The following is a 17,687-nucleotide window of genomic DNA, read 5'->3' as shown; positions in this document are numbered from 1 at the left end:
GTGATTGAAACCGTCCCTTTCATGGAGAGTTTTGGTCCTCCCCAAACGGTCTCCACTGCGCATCCTCATGGGTGGCAGGCGGCCTGAGCCGAGCTTCGCTCTTCAGGCGTCCGCCCACAGCCGGCATCGGCAGTTCGCCGTCATAACGCGGTGCGCAAGAACGACAGGGAGGAACGATGAAGCCGATCCGGGCATTGGTGTGCGCTGTCCTCATGGCTCCCGGGCTCGCGACTGCGGCGCGGAGCGAGATCCTCATCGGCAGCGTCCTGTCGACGACCGGACCGGCCTCGTTCCTGGGCGAGCCCGAAAAGCAGACACTCGAGGTCTATGCAAAGCGCATCAACGATGCGGGCGGCGTGAACGGCGAGAAGATCCGTCTGATCATCTACGACGACGGGAGCGACGCCAGCAACTCGCGCACGTTCGCCACGCGTCTCGTCGAGCAGGATCAGGTCGTCGCCGTTGTCGGCGGCACCGGCACCGGCAACTCCCTGGCGATGATCCCCGTGTTCGAGGAAGCAGGCATCCCCTTCGTATCGTTGTCGGGCGGCGTCGACATCATCGATCCGGTCCGCAAATGGGTGTTCAAGCCACCCCACACGGACCGCATGGCCTGCGCCAAGATCTTTACCGATCTCAAGCAGCGCGGCCTCACCAATGCCGCCTTCATCGCCGGACAGGGCGGCTACGCCAAGTCGATGGTGACGCAATGCAGGTCAGTGGCCGGCCAGTACGGCATCAAGATTCTCGCCGAGGAGAGCTACGGGCCGCGTGACAGCGACATGACGGCCCAACTCACCCGCATCAAGGCGCTGCCTGGCCTCAAGGCGGTCATCAACGCAGACATCGGCCAGGGGCCGGCGATCGTCACCCGGAACGCTGCCCAGATCAACCTGGGCATGCCGCTATACCAGAGCCACGGCGCCGCGACACAGGGCTACCTGGAGCTCGCCGGGCCGGCGGCGGAGGGGGTGCGACTACCCGGACCATCGCTCCTGGTCGCCGAGCAACTGCCGGACAGCGATCCGCAGAAGAAGGTCCTGCTCGACTATACGGCGGTGATCGAAAAGGCGACCGGCAAGCCTGTGGGCACCTTCGGGGGCTATGCCCACGACGGCCTCCTACTGCTCGTCGACGCCATGAAGCGGGCCGGCAGCGCCGATCCGGCCAAGGTGCGCGATCAGTTGGAGAAGACCAAGGGCTACGTGGCCACCGTCGGCATCATCACCATGTCGCCCACCGATCATCTGGGCATCGATCTCTCCGCCTTCCGCATGCTCGAGGTCAAACGCGGCAAGTGGGCAGTGGTGGACTGATCATCCGACCATGGCCACGGCCCTGCAGATCCTCTTCTCCGGCCTGACCGTCGGCGCCATATATGCGCTCGTCGCCATCGGTTTCACGTTGGTCTACAGCTCCTCCGAGGTCGTCAACTTCGCCCAGGGCGAGTTCGTCATGCTGGGCGGCATGATCTCGGCGACGGCGGTAGCAGCGGGGCTGGCTCCTCTGCCCGCCGCATCGCTTGCCATCGTCGCGACGGTCGTGACCGGCATCCTGCTCTACGGGCTCGCCGTAGCGCCGGCGCGCGATGCAAGCCCCATCGTCGTCATCATCATCACCATAGGCGCCTCGATCTTCATCCGCGGGCTCGCCTCGGTCGGCATGGGAAAGGAATTCCACACCCTGCCACCGCTGCTCGCAACGCCGACGCTCGACCTCGGCGGCGCCTCGGTACAGACACAGGGCCTCGTCGTGATGGCCGGCAGCGTCGCGATCGTCCTGACCCTTTGGCTGTTCCTGCGCATGACCAAGCTGGGTCGCGGCATCCGCGCGACCGCCGCCAACCGGCTCGCGGCGCAGCTTGCCGGCATCAACCCACGGGTCATCGTGGGCCTCACCTTTGCCATATCGGCGCTGATCGGAGCGCTCGGCGGCATCCTCATCACGCCGATCACGCTCACCAGCTTCGACGTGGGGACGCTGCTGGCGGTCAAAGGCTTCGCCGCAGCCGTGCTCGGCGGCCTCACCCACCCGGCCGGTCCAGTTCTCGGCGGGCTGATGATCGGATTGCTGGAGGCCGTTGGCGCTGGCTACATCTCCTCGCAGTACAAGGATGTCTTCGCCTTCGTCGTGCTCCTCGGTGTTCTATTCCTGCGGCCCCAGGGGATCCTTGGCGGCCGGGCCGTCGAGCGGGTCTGACCCATGCGCCGGATCCTCGCCAATCCGTATGCGCCAGCATTCGCCCTTGCGGTGGTGGTGGTCATGGTGCCTCTGCTGGTGCCATCCCCCTTCTACTTGCGCCTGGCGACGCTGGTTTTCATCAACGCGCTCGTTGTCGTCGGGCTCAATCTGCTGATGGGCTATGCCGGCCAGATCAGTCTCGGTCACGCGGCCTTCTTCGCCATGGGGGCCTATGCGTCCGCCATCGGTCCGGCTCACCTGGGCCTGCCCACCCTCGCATCGATGCTGGCCGGCATCGTCCTGACCGGCGTCGTCGCCTATGGCGTCGGCAAGCCGATCCTGCGCTTCAAGGGCTACCACCTTGCCGTCGCAACGCTTGGACTGGGCGTCATCGTCTCGATCGTCATCACCAACGAAATCGCCTGGACCGGCGGCCCTGACGGCATGCAGGTGGCTCGCCTGTGGATCGGCAGCTGGCGTGTCAGCGGCGTCGCCAACTGGTACTGGGTGGCCGGCATCACGCTGATCGTGGCCATGCTGGGCGCCGCGAACCTGCTGTCCAGCCCGACGGGCCGGGCGTTGCGTGCCATACACGACAGCGAGGTCGCCGCCGGCGTACTCGGCATCGACGTCGCGCGCTACAAACTGCTCGTGTTCGTCATTTCGGCCATCTACGCCGCAACCGCTGGCGCCTTTCTTGCGTTGTTCGACGGCCACGTGACACCGGTCACGGGCGGCATCCTGCGATCGATCGAGTTCGTCGCCATGGCCGTGCTGGGCGGCCTCGGCTCGATCCTGGGCAGCGTGCTAGGTGCGGCGGTGCTGGTGGTGCTGCCGCAGGCGCTCACCTCATTTCACGAGTTCGAGCATGCCATCCTCGGGGCCATCCTGATGGTGCTGATGATCGCGCTGCGCCGGGGCGTCATTCCGAGCCTGCAATCCTGGCTGCTGCGGGGAGCGGCGTGAGCGCGATTTCAGTCGAGCATGTCAGCATCCGCTTCGGCGGCCTGGTCGCCCTGTCGGACGTCAGCTTCGACGTTCCCCCCGGCGAGATCTTCGCCCTCATTGGGCCGAACGGGGCCGGTAAGACCACACTGTTCAATGTCGTCAGCGGGGTCTACGCCTGCACGGACGGTCGCATCCGCTTCAACGGCAAGACCATCACCGGCGCGCTTCCTCACGAATTGGCGCGCAAAGGTCTCACCCGCACCTTTCAGAATTTGCAGATCTTCTTTCGCATGAGCGCCGCCGAAAACGTCATGGTGGGCCGTCACCTGCACGAGCGGCGCAACCCGCTGCTCGATTTCCTGGGCCTGCCCATGGTGCATCGGCAGAACGCCGAGAGCCGCAAGCTCGCTGAGGAGCTTCTCGACCTCGTCGGTCTGTCGGGGCTGGGCGATCAGCCAGCGGGCGAGTTGCCCTACGGGGTGCTGAAGCGCCTCGAGATCGCCCGGGCGCTGGCGACTCGCCCTTCGGTGATCATGCTCGATGAGCCGGTTGCCGGCTGCAATGCGGTGGAGACGGCTGAGATCGCCCACGTGATCCGCAAGATCGCGGGCTCGGGCATGACCGTCATGCTTGTCGAGCACGACATGGGTTTCGTGATGACGCTCGCCGACCGCATCCACGTGCTCAACCGCGGCATGACGCTGGCCGAAGGAACGCCGAGCGAGATCCGTAACAACCCGGCCGTGATCGAAGCTTACCTTGGGACGGCGAAGCCGGGGGAGACGTCGCGTGCTCACGGTTGAGCACCTGAGCAGCCGCTACGGGCGCATCGAAGCGCTGCACGATGTGACGCTGCATGTCGCCGCGGGCGAGATCATCGCGCTGGTCGGCTCCAATGGGGCGGGGAAGACGACCCTGCTCAAGGCGCTGTCCGGCGTCCAGCCGATCGTCGCGGGTAGGGTCCGGTTCGACGGCCGGGAGATCCAGCGGATCGCGGCACACCGCCGCGTCCGGCTGGGGCTCGTTCAGGTTCCGGAGGGCCGCCAGGTCTTCGGCCCGCTCAGCGTGGAAGAGAACCTGCTGGTCGGCGCCTGGACGCGCGGACGCGCCATCGCCGATGATCTCGCACGCATCTTCGTGACCTTTCCCATGCTGGCCGACTTCCGCCATCGCGCCGCCGGCACACTGTCGGGTGGGCAGCAGCAGATGTTGGCGATCGGGCGAGCGCTGATGGCGCGGCCACGCTTGCTGCTTCTGGACGAGCCGTCGATGGGGCTGGCCCCCCTGCTGATCGATCAGATCTTCGCCATCATCGCCGACATCAGAAGCCAGGGGGTGACAGTGCTGGTCGTTGAGCAGAACGTCCAGGCGGCACTTGCCATCGCAGACCGTGGATACGTATTGGAGACCGGGCGGATCACGCTGGAAGGCAGCGGAAGGTCGCTGATATGCGATGATCGCGTTCGCCAAGCTTATCTCGGAGTTCATGTTGATGCGTGACAGCCAGCTTCCGTCCGAACGCCGCACAGGCGTGCGAATGGAGTTGCTCGCCCCAACGGGCTTTCCGCTCGTGGAGGCGGGCCAGCCGATCGCACCTCTGATCCTGGCGACCTTGGCGGCGGACAAGCTGGCTCTGCGCGACGGCGACGTCGTCGTGCTGGCCCAGAAGATCGTCTCCAAAGCTGAGAACCGCTATGTCGAGCTCGCGTCGGTCGAGCCGTCGGCACAGGCACGCGACCTCGCCGGGGTCTGCGGCAAGGACCCACGGCTCGTCGAGATCATCCTGGCCGAATCGACCGCCGTCGTACGCTGCCGGCCGGGGGTGATCATCGTCCGTCACCGGCTCGGCCTCGTTCTCGCCAATGCCGGCATCGACCATTCCAACATCCCCGGCTCGGCCGGCGGCGACCGGGTGCTGCTGCTGCCACGTGATCCCGACGCCAGCGCCGCGGCGCTGCGCCACGACCTTGCCGTGGCCACGGGCGCCGACGTCGCGGTGGTGATCATCGACAGCCTCGGCCGCGCCTGGCGCCTGGGCACCTGCGGCGCCTGCATCGGCGCGGCCGGCCTCACCACCGTGGCCGACCTGCGCGGACGGCCCGATCTGTTCGGCCAGACCCTGGTCTCGACGGTCGTCGGCACCGGAGACGAGATCGCCGCCGCGGCCTCCCTCGTCATGGGGCAGGCGGCGGAGGGCCTGCCGCTGGTCATTGTGCGCGGCCTGCCTGTCGCGGCCGCCGCCCGTGGGACCGCCGCGGACCTGGTGCGGCCGCTCGCCGAAGACCTGTTCACCTGAGCCGATGGAGCGGGCGCCGAGACGTTCGGCCGCCCGCTCAGGCCGCCGCCGCCGTCGCGGGCGCCATGCGCCGCATGATGATCTTTTCCAGCTCGAGCACGACCATGGTGAGGAAGCCGATCGCGACGATCAGCAGCCCATCCGCGAAGGCGACGGGCGCGCTGCCGAACATGCCGTGCATGAAGGGCGCATAGGTGAAGGCGAGCTGCGCAACGATCACGGCAGCGACCGCCCCCAGTACGGCCGGCGTCCCCATGGCTCCGACGAGGCTGAACGAGGTCATGTGCAGATAGCGGATGTTGAAGAGATAAAAGGTCTCCATCACCACGAGGGTGTTGACGACCATGGTTCGCGCCGTCGCCTCGCTTTGGCCCGTGGCCAGGGCATAGTGGAAGATGCCGAAGACACCGAGCATGAAGAGGACCGAGACGAGCACGATCCTCCAGACCAAGAGCCGTGACAGGATCGGGGCACGGCGCTTGCGCGGTGGCCGGCCCATGACGTTGGGCTCGGCCGGCTCGAAGGCGAGCACCAGCCCCAACGTGACCGTCAGGATCATATTGATCCAGAGGATCTGGACGGGCGTCATCGGCAGCGCGAGCCCAAGAATGATCGCCACAACGATGCAGAGCGCTTCGCCGCCGTTGGTGGGCAGGGTCCAGCCGATGACCTTGCGGATGTTATCGTAGACGGTCCGCCCCTCGTGCACCGCAGCGACGATGGATGCGAAGTTGTCGTCGAGCAGCACCATCTGCGCCGCTTCCTTGGCGGCCTCGGTGCCCTTGCGCCCCATGGCAATGCCGACATCGGCCTGCTTGAGCGCGGGAGCGTCGTTGACCCCGTCGCCGGTCATCGCGACGATGTGGCCGTTCGCCTGCAGGGCCCGCACGATCCTGAGCTTGTGCTCGGGGGTGGTGCGCGAGAAGACGCTCACGCCGTCCACCACCCGCTGCAAGTCGTCGTCACCGACCGCGTCCAGCTCGGCGCCCTGCATCGCCTTGGGCGCGTCTGCGATGGCCAGCTGACGGGCGATGGCGACGGCGGTGCCGGCATGGTCGCCGGTGATCATCTTGACCGCGATGCCAGCGGCCCGGCATTGCGCCACGGCGGCGATCGCCTCCTCGCGCGGCGGATCGATGAAGCCCACGATGCCGAGAAAGGTTAGCCCGGTCTCCGTCGTCTCGAAGGTGAGCCGCTCCGTCTCGGCGCCGACCACCTTGACCGCGAAGCCCAGCACGCGCTCGCCTTCGGCGGCCGCAAGATCGATGCACCGCTGCCAGGACGCGGGATCGACGGGGCCCGTCGCGCCCGCCTCCGCCTGCTCCGCGCACATCGCCAGCACGCGCTCCGGGGCGCCCTTCACAAAGATCCTGCGGCCCCCGCGCGGATCGTCGTGCAGGGTCGCCATGAAACGATGCTGTGCATCGAACGGGAGCTCGTCAATGCGCGGCCAAGTCTCGCGCTCGGCCTCGGGATGCAGCCCGGCCTTCGCGGCGAGCGCCACCAATGCGCCTTCCATCGGATCGCCGAGCACCGACCAGCGGCCGTCGCGCTCGACGAGGCGGGCATCGTTGCACAGGAGAGCGGCGCGAACGAGTTGATCGCGGACGTCGTCAGGGGGCGCAGCAGCGCCGCCGGGCGCCGTCGCGGCGCCCTCCGGCGCATAGCCGGAACCGGATATCATCGAGACGCTTCGCGCGGTGATCACCCGGCACGCGGTCATCTCGTTCTTGGTCAGCGTGCCGGTCTTGTCCGAGCAGATCACCGACGTTGCGCCGAGCGTCTCGACGGCCGGCAGGCGGCGCACGACGGCATTGCGAGCCGCCATCCGCCGCACGCCGATCGCCAGCGTGATGGTGATGACGGCAGGCAGCCCCTCGGGCACCACGCCCACGGAGAGCGCCACCACCACCATCAGGGCGTCGACCCAGCCGTAGCCCCTGAAGAGCATGGCGAAGACGAGCAGCGCCACGGCTGCGCCACTCACGTACCAGGTGAAGCGCCGGCCGAAGTCGTTGATCTGCGCCAGCAGAGGCGTGACGAGCGTCTGGACGTTGCCGATGAGGCTCGAGATCCTGCCGATCTCGGTCCGGGCACCCGTCGCCACGGCGATGCCGAAGCCTTGCCCCGTGGTCACGAGCGTCCCCGAATGGAGCATGGAGAAGCGGTCGCCGAGCGGCGCCTTCTCTGCGACCGCGTCCTCGCGCTTGTCCGCCGGAACCGACTCGCCGGTGAGAACCGCCTCGTCCGCGCTCAGGCCGCGGGCCCGCAGCAACCGGATGTCGGCCGGCACCTTGTCGCCGGCCTCGACGGCGACGACGTCGCCAGGAACGATCTCGCGCGCGTCGATGATGTGGCGCTCGCCGTCGCGCACGACGACAGCATGCGGCGCGATCATGTCGCGGATCGAATCCAGGGCTTGCTCGGCCTTGCCCTCCTGGATGAAGCCGACGATCGCGTTGATCAGCACGACGATCACGATGACGACGCCGTCGACGAGATGCCCCAGGACTGCGGCTGCCGCCGCGGCGGCAAGCAGAAAGTAGATCAGCGCGTTGTTGAACTGGGCGAGAAAGCGCGCCAGCGGGTGGATGCGGGCCGCCGCCGGCAACTGATTGGCACCCCACACGTGCAGACGGCGCCGCGCCTCGGCGCGATCGAGCCCGTCGATGCCGGTCTCGAGCGCGGCGCAGACTTCCGCCGGCGCTTGGGCATGCCATGGGCGAGGGGCGCAGGCCGCATCGTCGGCGACCTCAGCGTCGATCGTCGTCGCCATCATCCCCCCTGTCACGGCCCCGCCGTTGTCGGATCGCTACGCCGCTTGCCGTGCGCCTTTGCTCGGCACGATCAGCACGTCGCAGGGTACCTCGTCGAGAATCGCCGCAGCGACGCTCCCCAGGAGCACGCCCAGAATACCCGTCCGTCCGTTTGTCCCGCCGACGACGAGGTCGATATCCAACTTTGCGGCGTACTCGGCCAGGAGCGTCGCCGGATCGCCATAGGCGACATGGACGCCTACCTCGCCGCCGGCCGGCCCGAGGCGGCTTGTCAGAAAGCTCCTCATCTCGTCGAGGGCCATCCGCCCCGAGGCATCCTCGTAGTCACGCCGCTCCTCGGCGAAGGCGCGATACGGCATGTCGAACGCATGGAACAGGGTGAGCTGCGAGGGCCGAAACAGCCGGGTCGCCTCCTCCAAGGCACTGCCGGAAGCCGGCGACAGATCGCTGGCCACGACGGCGCCTCGATAGGGCGCATGACATCGCGACTTGACCACCAGCACGGGCGCCTCGGCATGCTGGACCACGTCAAGGCTCGTGCTGCCGAGCAGGAACCGCCCGAGCGTGTCGCGGCCGGCGATGCCGGTGACGATCAGGTCACAGCCCTTCTCTCGGGCGACGTCGAGAACAACGTCCGACGGTCGGCCCTCGCGAACCTCAACCTCCCAGGACACATCCCCGATGTCCTTGAGCTCTCGGTGCATCAGGCCCAATGCCCGCCCCCTGGCGTCGCCGGCATCGGGCTTTACCTCCTCGTCGTCCGGCAGGCTCGGCACATCCAGGACATGAGCCATGGTGAGCTTCGCCTGCCATTCCCTGGCAAGTTCGAGCGCTCGATCCTGAGCGCGGTCGCAGCGCGCGCTCAGGTCGGTCGCCAGCAAAATATGCCGTGGCAGAGATGCGCCTGATGCCGTCATACGTTCGCCTCCCGAGCCGCTCTACGCGATGCGCGCCCGCGCGACAATCAACGGTCGCCCAGGACGGGAGGCTACTATTCACACATCTGATGTCAATATCTATTGACCCAAATCAAATAAGTTTAAAATCACCAACATAGCCAATTTTCGAAGAAAATCGCAAAATTTATATATAGATTTTGTGTAAAATTGAATTTAAAATATGAAAACCTCGAGGTGCGAATTCAGCGTTTTCTTCGCGAAGAAGTTCTTTTTGTCGACACCTTCTCGGCCAGCCTCCTCAATCTGCCAGATTGTCCTTGAGCAGCCGGCTTCCGTAGGCGGTCCGGAAACGGCCGCGCCGCTGCAGCTCCGGCACCAGATAGTCGACGACGCTGGCGAGATCGCGCGGCGTCACCGGCGGGTGGGCGATCATGAAGCCCCCGCGCTCGCCCGTCGCCTCGAACACCTCTTCCAGGTAGTCGGCGATCTGGGCCGGCGATCCGGCCAGCGTCTCCTCGTAGGACGCCGTACGCCGTAGCAGGACATCGTAGAACTCCTCGCGCGACATCGTCGCCTGCGGATCCAGGTGGCGCGTCATGTTGAGGAAAGCGACTGGCGACGCCTGGCCGGCGGTGATTTCCTCGTTGATCCCCAGGATGGTGAACTGGGCCGGCAGCTTGGACAGGTCGTAGCCGATCTGGTGGGAGAGAAAGGCGCCGACGGCCTCGGGCGGCACGACAGTCAGCAGCTGCTCGCGGCGCCGCTTCGCCTCCGCCTCGGTCTCGGCCACGATGAGAACCACGTCCCACAGGATGCCGACGCCCTGTGGGTTGCGGCCCTGGTCGGCCAGCGCCTGATCCAGCACAGCCCGGTGCCGCGTCTGGCGCTCCAGCCCCGGGCTCATGGCGAAGACGTGATCGGCGATCTGCGCCGAGGCCCTGATGCCCCGCGGCGAGGCGCCGGCCTGGATCAGCACCGGCCGCCCCTGTGGCGACGGCACCGACGCGAGCGGGCCCTTCACCTTGAAGAAGCGGCCGACGTGGTCGATCGGGCGAACCTTGGCGGTATCTGCGACGATGCCGGTCTCGCGGTCCCAGACGAACGCATCGGGCGCGACGCTGTCCCACAGCGCCTTGCAGACGGCGATGAACTCCTCCATGCGCTCGTAGCGCAAGTCATGATCCATGAGCTCGTCGAAGCCGTAATTAGCGGCGTCCGCCCGCCGCGTCGAGGTGATGACGTTGAAGGCCATGCGGCCGCCGGTGACGTGGTCCAACGAGTTGAGCAAGCGCGCCACGTAGAACGGGTGCATGAAGGTGGACGAATAAGTGAGCCCGAAACCCACGTGCCGCGTCAGCCGCGACATCAGCGCAATGTAGGGGCTCATGTCCTGCCGCGGCCAGCCGATGCCCCATTTGACCGCCGCATCGGGCGAGCCCTGCCACGTGCTGGGGATGCCGGTGCCGTCGCCGAAGAAGATGAAATCGATCAGCCCGCGCTCCGCCAGCAGCGCGATCTCCTCGTAGAGCCGCACGTCGGGAAAGGTGACGCCGCTCCATGAGCCGGGCAGGCGCCAGCGCCCCTCCAGGTGCGTCCAGGACAGATCGAAGCCGAGATGCATCTTCCGCTTCATCGACGCCCACCCCTTCGTGCGTGAGGACACCAAACGACGCCGGCATGCGACGAAGGCGCCGCGCAAGAGAGCACGCGACGTCGACTACGGCTCCCGGCCTATTGCCAGTTCATGCAAGGATTGAGCCGAGTCATTACGCGGACGAACACAAAACATCCTGATTGGCGTTCGTTTATTCTGCGCGCCCCGGCGCTTAATCTGTGAGCACCGGAGATCGATGTCGGCAGGCGGGACCGCCGCAGGCTCACTCCGATCGACGGCGTGAACCACCGATCCGGTCGGCCGCCGCCAGCACGGCCTTGGCCAGGTTCACCCGGTCTTCGAGCGTGCGCATCACGGTCTGCGTCACCACCACGTCGAGCCCGGGCGGCACGTGCTGGTCGCGGTCGGCCGCGTCGACGACGAGGGCGTCGATCAGCCCCTCGTAGTGGCGGGCGACGCTGGCGACGCTCACCTCGATGCCGAGCTCGCCCATCATCTTGGCGGTGGGGCCCTTGACCGCGGCACCGCCAACGATGGGCGAGACGACGACGACCGGCGCCGGGCAGGCGGCCAGCGCCCGCCGCAGGCCGGGCATCGCCAGCAGCGGATCGATGCTGAGGTAGGGGTTGGACGGGCAGATCACCACGGCCCGCAGCTCCGGGCTGGCCAGCAGGGTGAGCGCCGCGTCCGATGGGTCCGCGGCCTCCGCCCCGGCAAAGTCGAGGCCGGTCACGGCCGGCTCGCAGCGGCGGCGGACGAAGTAGTCTTGGAAGTCGAGCCATCCCGCCGCGGTCTCGACCCGGGTGCGCACCGGGTCGTCGCTCATGGGCAGGACGCGCGGCCCGATGCCCCAGGCGCGCCGGAATCCCTCGGTCACGGCGGCCAGGGATTCGCCCGCGGCGAGCCGGCGGGTGCGCTCGACGTGCGTGGCGAGGTCGCGGTCGCCGAGCTGGAACCAGGTCTCGCCGCCCAGCCCGCCGAGAGCGGCCATGAAATTCCAGGTCTCGTCGCGCACCCCCCAGCCGCGGACCGGATCGGCGAGGCCAGAGAGCGTATAGAGCACGGTGTCGATATCGGGCGAGATGGCCAGGCCCAAGTGGACGAAGTCGTCGCCGGTGTTGACCAGGATGGTGAGTTGATCCGGCGCCACCGCGCGGCTCAGCCCGAGCGCCAGCTTGGCACCGCCGATGCCGCCGCAGAGTGCCAGGACGTGTCCGGAACCTTGTGGCATGGTCCGTTCAGCCGAAGGCACGGCGCAGCTTGGGCACCACCGCGTCGGCGAACGATTCGATAAAGCGGGGCTGATCGAAGCCGGGCGCGTGGAACACCAGGTGGCGGAAGCCGAGCTCGACATAGGGGCGCACGGCCTCGACGACCTCGTCCGCATCGGCGGAGACGATCCAGCGGCTGGTGACCCGCTCGAGCGGCAGCGCATCGGCGAGGCGCTCCATCTCCACCGGATCCTCCACCGACATCTTCTCCTCCGGCGAGAGCGCCAGCGCCCCCCAGAAGCGGGTATCCTCGCGCGCCCGCGCCAGGTCGATGTCGAAGGAGACCTTCATCTCGATCATGCGCTCGATCGCATCGCTCGGCCGCCCCGCCGCCTCGAGGCCGACGGCGACGTTGGGCAGCAGGGTGTCGCGGTAGAGCTCGGTCGCCTTGCCGCTGGTGCAGATGAAGCCGTCCGCGGCCCGACCGGCGAACTTGGCGATCAACGGCCCGGCGCCGGCGATGAAGATCGGCACCATGTGCGCCGGCCGGTCGTAGATCGTGGCGTTCTCGGTCTTGTAATACTGGCCCTCGAAGCTGACCCGCTCCTCGCTCCACAGCCGGCGGATGAGGGCCACCGCCTCGCGCAGGCGCGCCAGGCGCTCCTTGGGCTCGGGCCATTCCATGCCGGTCGGCGGCACCTCGTTGAGCGATTCGCCGGTGCCGATGCCGAGCACGACCCGGTCGGGAAACATGTCGCCCAGAGTGGCGAAGCATTGGGCGACCGTCGAGGGATGGTGGCGGAAGGTCGGCGTCGTGACGCTCGTTCCCATGACGATGCGCGAGGTCGCCGCGCCGACGGCGCCGAGCCAGGCGAACGAGAACGGCGCATGGCCGCCGGTGTGGCGCCACGGCTGGAAGTGATCGCTGACGAAGACCGAATCGAATCCCTTCTCCTCGGCCAGGACGGCGAACCGCAGGAGATCCCGCGGGCCGAACTGCTCCGCCGACGCTTTGTATCCGATCCTCATCACCGCGAACGCTCCCTATGGCTTCAGATGCCGCCCGGGCGCGGCTCCTCGCTGCGGCTTTCGGAGAAATGGACGTGAACGCAGCGCCAATCGCCGTCCTGGCGGCAGAAGATCATGGTCGAGCGCGAGATGAAAGGCTTCCCTTCCCGGCGCGGCGACATCGGGTCGTCGCCACCGAACCATGTCGACTGGGTGTTGCGGTGACACCAGACGGTTGCGAGGTCGCCGGAGATCACCCCCTTCATGTCGAACGGACGCCAGTAGCCAGTCTCCTGCTGGGTAATGTAGTACTTCCACAATTTGATCCAGTGATCACGCCCGTCGTAGGTATGTCCGTTCAAATTGAAATAGGTCGCCCACGACGACTCGCTGTAGACCGACATGAGATGATCCCAGTCGAACTTCGAATTGGCGACGAGATAGGCCTCGTGCTGTGCGGCGACGGCCTCCCGATCCTCGTCCGATCCACCCACCCAATGTATGTCCGGCATGGAACCCCCAAATGGTTGCGGCAGCCAGGCGCTGCCTCTGCAAATGTCGCGTCGGACCGGCTCCCGCGTGCAGCGGCGGCCAGTGCCTGCCCTTCCTGGCCTCGATCAGATTCGAGTTCTTAACTTGATATCTGACATTTCAGTCTTAGTATCGAGGCTGGATGGCTGGCGAGTCAAGCGCGCGGCGCCGGCTCACGCGACCCGATCAGCTCGAAATCCAGGCGCATGCCCAACAACTTACCAAGTCTCCCAAAATGACATTTCAGATCGATCCCGCAGCTGGACCGCAGCCCTGCTGCCGCTATTGTGCCGGTCTCGGGCTACACGCGGCCATCGGCAGACGTGATCCCGTCCAATCGACACGGAGAGAGAAAGGCGCGATGCTAGACCTGATCCTGCGCGGAGGCCGCGTCATCGATCCGGGCCAGGGGCTCGACGGCACGCTGGACGTCGGCTTCCGCGACGGCAAGGTCGCCGCCGTCGCGCCACATCTGGCGGAGGAGGCGCGGCGGACCGTCGATGCCGCCGGGCTGATCGTGACCCCCGGGATGATCGACATGCACTGCCATGTGTACTGGGGCGCGAGCGCGATGAGCCTCGATGCGCGCCGCATGGCGCCGCTCAGTGGCGTCACCACGATGGTCGATGCCGGCACCGCGGGTCCGGGCAACTTCCTGGGCTTCCGGCATTTCGTCATCGAGCCCTCGCCGGTGCGCATCCTGCCCTTCATCAACATCTCGTACCCGGGCATCTTCGCCTACAGCAAGGCTGTGATGGTGGGGGAGTGCGGCGACATGCGACTGCTCGACCCGCGCGAATGCGTGCGCGTGATCGACGAGAACAGGGACCTCGTCGTCGGCATCAAGGTCCGCGTCGGCAAGATCGCCGGAGGTGACAGCGGCGCAGCGCCGCTCGACCTTGCGGTGGAGGCGGCGGAGGAGACCGGCCTGCCGGTGATGACCCATCTCGACGATCCGCCGCCGTCGCGGCGGGAGGTCTTCGCGCGCCTGCGCCCGGGCGACATCCTCACCCACTGCTTCAAGCCGTTCCCGAACGCCCCGGTGCGCCGCGACGGCGACATCTTCGAGGAGGTGCTGCTGGCGCGTGAGCGCGGCGTGCTGTTCGACATCGGCCACGGCGGCTTCTCGTTCGGCTTCCGTGTCGCCCGGGCGATGATCGAGAAGGGCTTCCTGCCGGACATCATCTCCAGCGACGTGCATGCGCTCAACGTCGACGGGCCGGTGTTCGACCTGATGACGACCCTGTCGAAGTTCTATTGCCTCGGCCTCGGCCTGCCCGACATCGTCCGCATGGTCACCACGGCTCCCGCCGTGGCCCTTCGCCGCCCCGACCTCGGCTCGCTCAAGCCCGGATCGGTCGGCGAAGCCACCCTGCTCTCCATCGACGAGGGAGACTTCGCCTACCACGACGCCCGCTCCGAGGTGCTCCGCGGCGGCCACCGCTTCCGCTGCCGTGGGCTGGTGACGGCGGGACAGTTCGACCGGGTGGATGAACGGCCGGATCACGCCCGGTCATGACGAAGTCGGAGGAAAGCGCGTCCGCCCGACGCGTCGGGCCCGGGCCGGACCCGGCGAGCCGGCGCTAAGCCCGAGCCGGCTTTCGTCTGGCCTTTCCCGCCGGAGCGGGCTTCTCCACCCCCGTCTGGCTGGTGCTCGCCGGCCCCTTCGCCGCCGCTTTGCGGCTGCGGGCCGGCCCCTTGGCGGTGACCGGCGACTCGGCTGGCGGCTTCTCGGCAGCCGGCCTGGCCTTGGGTTCTGCCGGCGCCTCGCGCGTCGCCGTCAGCCGGTCGAAGATCGGCGGCGCGATCAGGAAGTTGCGCATGTCGGCCGGGAAGTGGCCGAGGACGCCGCGCATGGCCTGCTCGGCCGCCACCGCGTCGTGAGCGGCGATGGCATCCGCCACGACCAGATGCGCCTTGATGTCGGCGCGCAAGGTCACCGCATCGAGCCGCAGCAGGCCGAAGTACCAGAAGCGCGAGGCGTTGTTGTGCAGCAGCACCAGGCTGCGGCCCATGTGGCCGTTGTGGCAGGCGTCCGCCAGGGTGCGGTGGAAGGCCTGGTCCATCGCCACCAGGCGGCGGAACTCGCGGCGCTCGATCACCTCCTCGTAGCCGGCGAACGATGCCCGTAGCGCTTCGACCTCGACCGCCGAGGCCCGCTCGGCCGCCAGCGCGGCGCACGCGCCCTCGAGGATGACGCGGGCCTCGAACACCTCCTGCACCTCGCGCAGGCCGAGGTCCGGCACGCGCGTGCCGATGCGGGCATGGCGCTCGACCATGTTTTCCAGCGCCAGGCGCATCAGAGCATCCCGCACCACGGCAAGCCCGAGGCCGAAATCGTCCGCCACCTGCTTGTCGTCGATGCTGGAGCCCGGCGCCAGATCACCGAAGATGATGGCCTGCAGAATGGTTTCGTAGGCGTTCTGCCGAAGGGACCCGCTTCCCCGCTTGTCAGCCTGTGCCACGCGTCACCCCATCGGTCGCCGGAGCGGCATAGCCGCGTCCGCGGCGCCGCCCGGTCCGACCCTTTGCCCATGTCCCGATCCGCCTCGCCGGACGGAGCCCGAGGCCCGAAACCGTGTCCATGCAGATCGAGACATTTCAGTTCCGTTCTTGGGGAGTCCCCCTGCCTTGTCAAGCCATGACTTAACAACCCTGACGCGAACGACGAGCCAAACCAAGCACGTAGGCGAAGAGGCCCCTCATTCTGCCGGGAGGTCGGCGAGAACGGGCGGCTTGGGGACGCGCAGGGCGATGACGATCGTCGCCACGAGGTAGATCGCGCCGAGGATCAGCAGGCAGGCCGAGATCGGCCGCGTCAGGAAGATCATCGGGCTGCCGTTGCCCATGAGCAGGCTCTGGCCGAGCGAATTGTCCACGAGCTTGGCCAGGATGAAGGCCATGACGAAGGGGCCCATGTCGAAGTCGGCCTTGCGCACGACGTAGCCGACGATGCCCGAGATGGCGAGGACGTAGACGTTGAAGAAGTCGTTGCTGAGGCTGTAGGCGCCGATCATCGAAATGGCGATGACGGCGCAACCGAGCAGCCAGAACGGCACTCGCAGCAGCTTCACCCATAGCCCCACCAGGGGCAGGTTGAGCAGCAGCAGCATGACATTGCCGATATACATGGAGGCGATGACGCCCCAGAACATGTCCGGGTGCTCCTTGAGCATCAGCGGCCCCGGCTGCACGTTCTGCATCATCAGCGCGGCGAGCAGGATGGCGGCGACGATGTTGCTCGGGATACCCAGGGTGAGCAGCGGCACGAAGCCGGCGGTGACGGCGGAGTTATTGGACGCTTCCGGGCCGGCGACACCGGCGATGGCGCCCTTGCCGAACTCTTCCGGGTGCTTCGACAGCTTGCGCTCCGCCATGTAGCTGAGCAGCGCGGCGAGCAGCGCGCCGCCCCCCGGCAACAGCCCGACGAAGAAGCCGATGACGCTGCCGCGGCCGATGGCGCCTGACGATTCACGCCATTCCTTCCGGCTCGGCATCAGCTTGCCGATCTTGGCGATCTTGAAGTCCTGATCCTTGCGCCGTTCGAGGTTGTAGAGAATTTCCCCGATGCCGTAGAGGCCCATCAGCACCGGGATGATGTCGATGCCGTCGAGCAGCTTGATCTCGCCCAAGGTAAAGCGGCTCTGGCCGGACATCGGATCGAGCCCGACGAGCCCGAAGATCAGGCCGGCGAGCGTGACCGCCACGCCGCGAATCGGCCGGCCGCCGGTCATCGTCCCGGCGAGCAGCAGCCCGACGACCGCGAGCGAGAAGTATTCCGGAGCACCGAAGCTGAGAGCCCAGTTGGCGAGCACGGGGCCGATCACCGTGAGGGCCACCACCGAGAAGGTGCCGGCGACCCAGGAGCCGACCGCCGCCACTGTCAGCGCCGGCCCTGCCCGCCCCTGCTTGGCCATCTCGTAGCCGTCGATGACGGTGATGACCGAGGCGGCCTCGCCGGGCACGCGCAGCAGGATCGCGGTGGTCGAGCCGCCGTACATGGCGCCGTAGAGAATGGCGCTCAGCATGATGATCGAGCTGACCGGCGAGCCGACGCCGTAGGTCAAGGGCAGCAGCACCGCCACGGTGGTCACCGGCCCGAGCCCGGGCAGCACCCCCACAAGCGTGCCGAGCAGCGAGCCCACCAGGGCATAGAGAAGGTTGCCCGGCGTGAGCGCCACCGAGAAGCCGTAGAGCAGGTTGTGGAGGGTGTCGGTCATG

General features: G+C 67.3%; 15 protein-coding genes. 7 read left to right on the top strand and 8 right to left on the bottom strand.

The genetic code is table 11. The annotated features are described in order from the left end of the window. Positions 1-176: 176 nt before the first annotated feature. Genes IEW34_RS25325 through cofE form a run of 6 tightly spaced genes read left to right on the top strand, consistent with a single transcriptional unit; the run spans position 177 to position 5,425 of the window. On the top strand, positions 177-1,316 hold the full coding sequence (locus IEW34_RS25325; RefSeq protein ID WP_188612017.1) for an ABC transporter substrate-binding protein: 1,140 nt from the start codon (positions 177-179) through the stop codon (positions 1,314-1,316). 10 nt (positions 1,317-1,326) lie between these two features. Beyond that, positions 1,327-2,199 carry a branched-chain amino acid ABC transporter permease gene (locus IEW34_RS25320; protein ID WP_188612016.1) on the top strand — a complete coding sequence of 291 codons (873 nt, stop codon included), beginning with the start codon at positions 1,327-1,329 and terminating at the stop codon, positions 2,197-2,199. A 3-nt stretch (positions 2,200-2,202) separates the two neighbouring features. Next, complete coding sequence (locus IEW34_RS25315) at positions 2,203-3,147, top strand: branched-chain amino acid ABC transporter permease (protein WP_188612015.1); 945 nt, start codon at positions 2,203-2,205, stop codon at positions 3,145-3,147. Further along, positions 3,144-3,932 (top strand): ABC transporter ATP-binding protein, encoded by a 789-nt coding sequence (locus tag IEW34_RS25310; protein ID WP_188612014.1) that lies wholly within the window; start codon positions 3,144-3,146, stop codon positions 3,930-3,932. Before IEW34_RS25315 ends, IEW34_RS25310 begins: the two co-directional genes overlap by 4 nt. Next, positions 3,919-4,629, top strand: coding sequence for an ABC transporter ATP-binding protein (locus IEW34_RS25305; RefSeq protein ID WP_188612013.1), 711 nt, complete (start codon positions 3,919-3,921; stop codon positions 4,627-4,629). Before IEW34_RS25310 ends, IEW34_RS25305 begins: the two co-directional genes overlap by 14 nt. Then, complete coding sequence (gene cofE, locus IEW34_RS25300; RefSeq protein ID WP_244642202.1) at positions 4,622-5,425, top strand: coenzyme F420-0:L-glutamate ligase; 804 nt, start codon at positions 4,622-4,624, stop codon at positions 5,423-5,425. Before IEW34_RS25305 ends, cofE begins: the two co-directional genes overlap by 8 nt. Before the next feature lie 37 nt (positions 5,426-5,462). Here cofE and IEW34_RS25295 read toward each other — a convergent pair whose 3' ends face one another. The 6 genes from IEW34_RS25295 to IEW34_RS25270 all read right to left on the bottom strand — a co-directional run bounded on the left by IEW34_RS25295 (position 5,463) and on the right by IEW34_RS25270 (position 13,429). Beyond that, positions 5,463-8,204, bottom strand: a complete 2,742-nt coding sequence (locus IEW34_RS25295; protein WP_188612012.1) for a cation-transporting P-type ATPase — start codon at positions 8,202-8,204, stop codon at positions 5,463-5,465. Positions 8,205-8,237: 33 nt separating this feature from the next. Beyond that, a complete protein-coding gene (locus IEW34_RS25290; RefSeq protein WP_188612011.1) occupies positions 8,238-9,119 on the bottom strand; it encodes a universal stress protein in 882 nt (293 codons plus the stop codon). 280 nt (positions 9,120-9,399) lie between these two features. Next, positions 9,400-10,734 (bottom strand): NtaA/DmoA family FMN-dependent monooxygenase, encoded by a 1,335-nt coding sequence (locus IEW34_RS25285; RefSeq protein WP_188612010.1) that lies wholly within the window; start codon positions 10,732-10,734, stop codon positions 9,400-9,402. A gap of 244 nt (positions 10,735-10,978) precedes the next feature. Further along, a complete protein-coding gene (gene cofD, locus IEW34_RS25280) occupies positions 10,979-11,947 on the bottom strand; it encodes a 2-phospho-L-lactate transferase (RefSeq protein ID WP_188612009.1) in 969 nt (322 codons plus the stop codon). A gap of 7 nt (positions 11,948-11,954) precedes the next feature. Continuing rightward, positions 11,955-12,956 (bottom strand): glucose-6-phosphate dehydrogenase (coenzyme-F420), encoded by a 1,002-nt coding sequence (fgd, locus tag IEW34_RS25275; RefSeq protein ID WP_188612188.1) that lies wholly within the window; start codon positions 12,954-12,956, stop codon positions 11,955-11,957. Positions 12,957-12,979: 23 nt separating this feature from the next. Further along, positions 12,980-13,429, bottom strand: a complete 450-nt coding sequence (locus IEW34_RS25270; protein WP_188612008.1) for a YybH family protein — start codon at positions 13,427-13,429, stop codon at positions 12,980-12,982. A gap of 398 nt (positions 13,430-13,827) precedes the next feature. Here IEW34_RS25270 and IEW34_RS25265 point away from each other — a divergent pair, with 398 nt between their 5' ends. Continuing rightward, complete coding sequence (locus tag IEW34_RS25265; RefSeq protein WP_188612007.1) at positions 13,828-14,985, top strand: amidohydrolase/deacetylase family metallohydrolase; 1,158 nt, start codon at positions 13,828-13,830, stop codon at positions 14,983-14,985. Between the two features lie 64 nt (positions 14,986-15,049). On the opposite strand, the gene IEW34_RS25260 is transcribed toward IEW34_RS25265, so the two are convergent. Continuing rightward, a complete protein-coding gene (locus IEW34_RS25260; RefSeq protein ID WP_188612006.1) occupies positions 15,050-15,931 on the bottom strand; it encodes a GntR family transcriptional regulator in 882 nt (293 codons plus the stop codon). 237 nt (positions 15,932-16,168) lie between these two features. Then, positions 16,169-17,686: a tripartite tricarboxylate transporter permease gene (locus IEW34_RS25255; protein ID WP_188612005.1), complete on the bottom strand. Its 1,518-nt coding sequence runs from the start codon at positions 17,684-17,686 to the stop codon at positions 16,169-16,171. Position 17,687 lies beyond the last annotated feature (1 nt).

This window comes from Chelatococcus reniformis (assembly GCF_014640075.1).
GTDB classification, from domain to species: domain Bacteria; phylum Pseudomonadota; class Alphaproteobacteria; order Rhizobiales; family Beijerinckiaceae; genus Camelimonas; species Camelimonas reniformis.
This window is presented reverse-complemented; position numbering and strand designations above follow the sequence as displayed.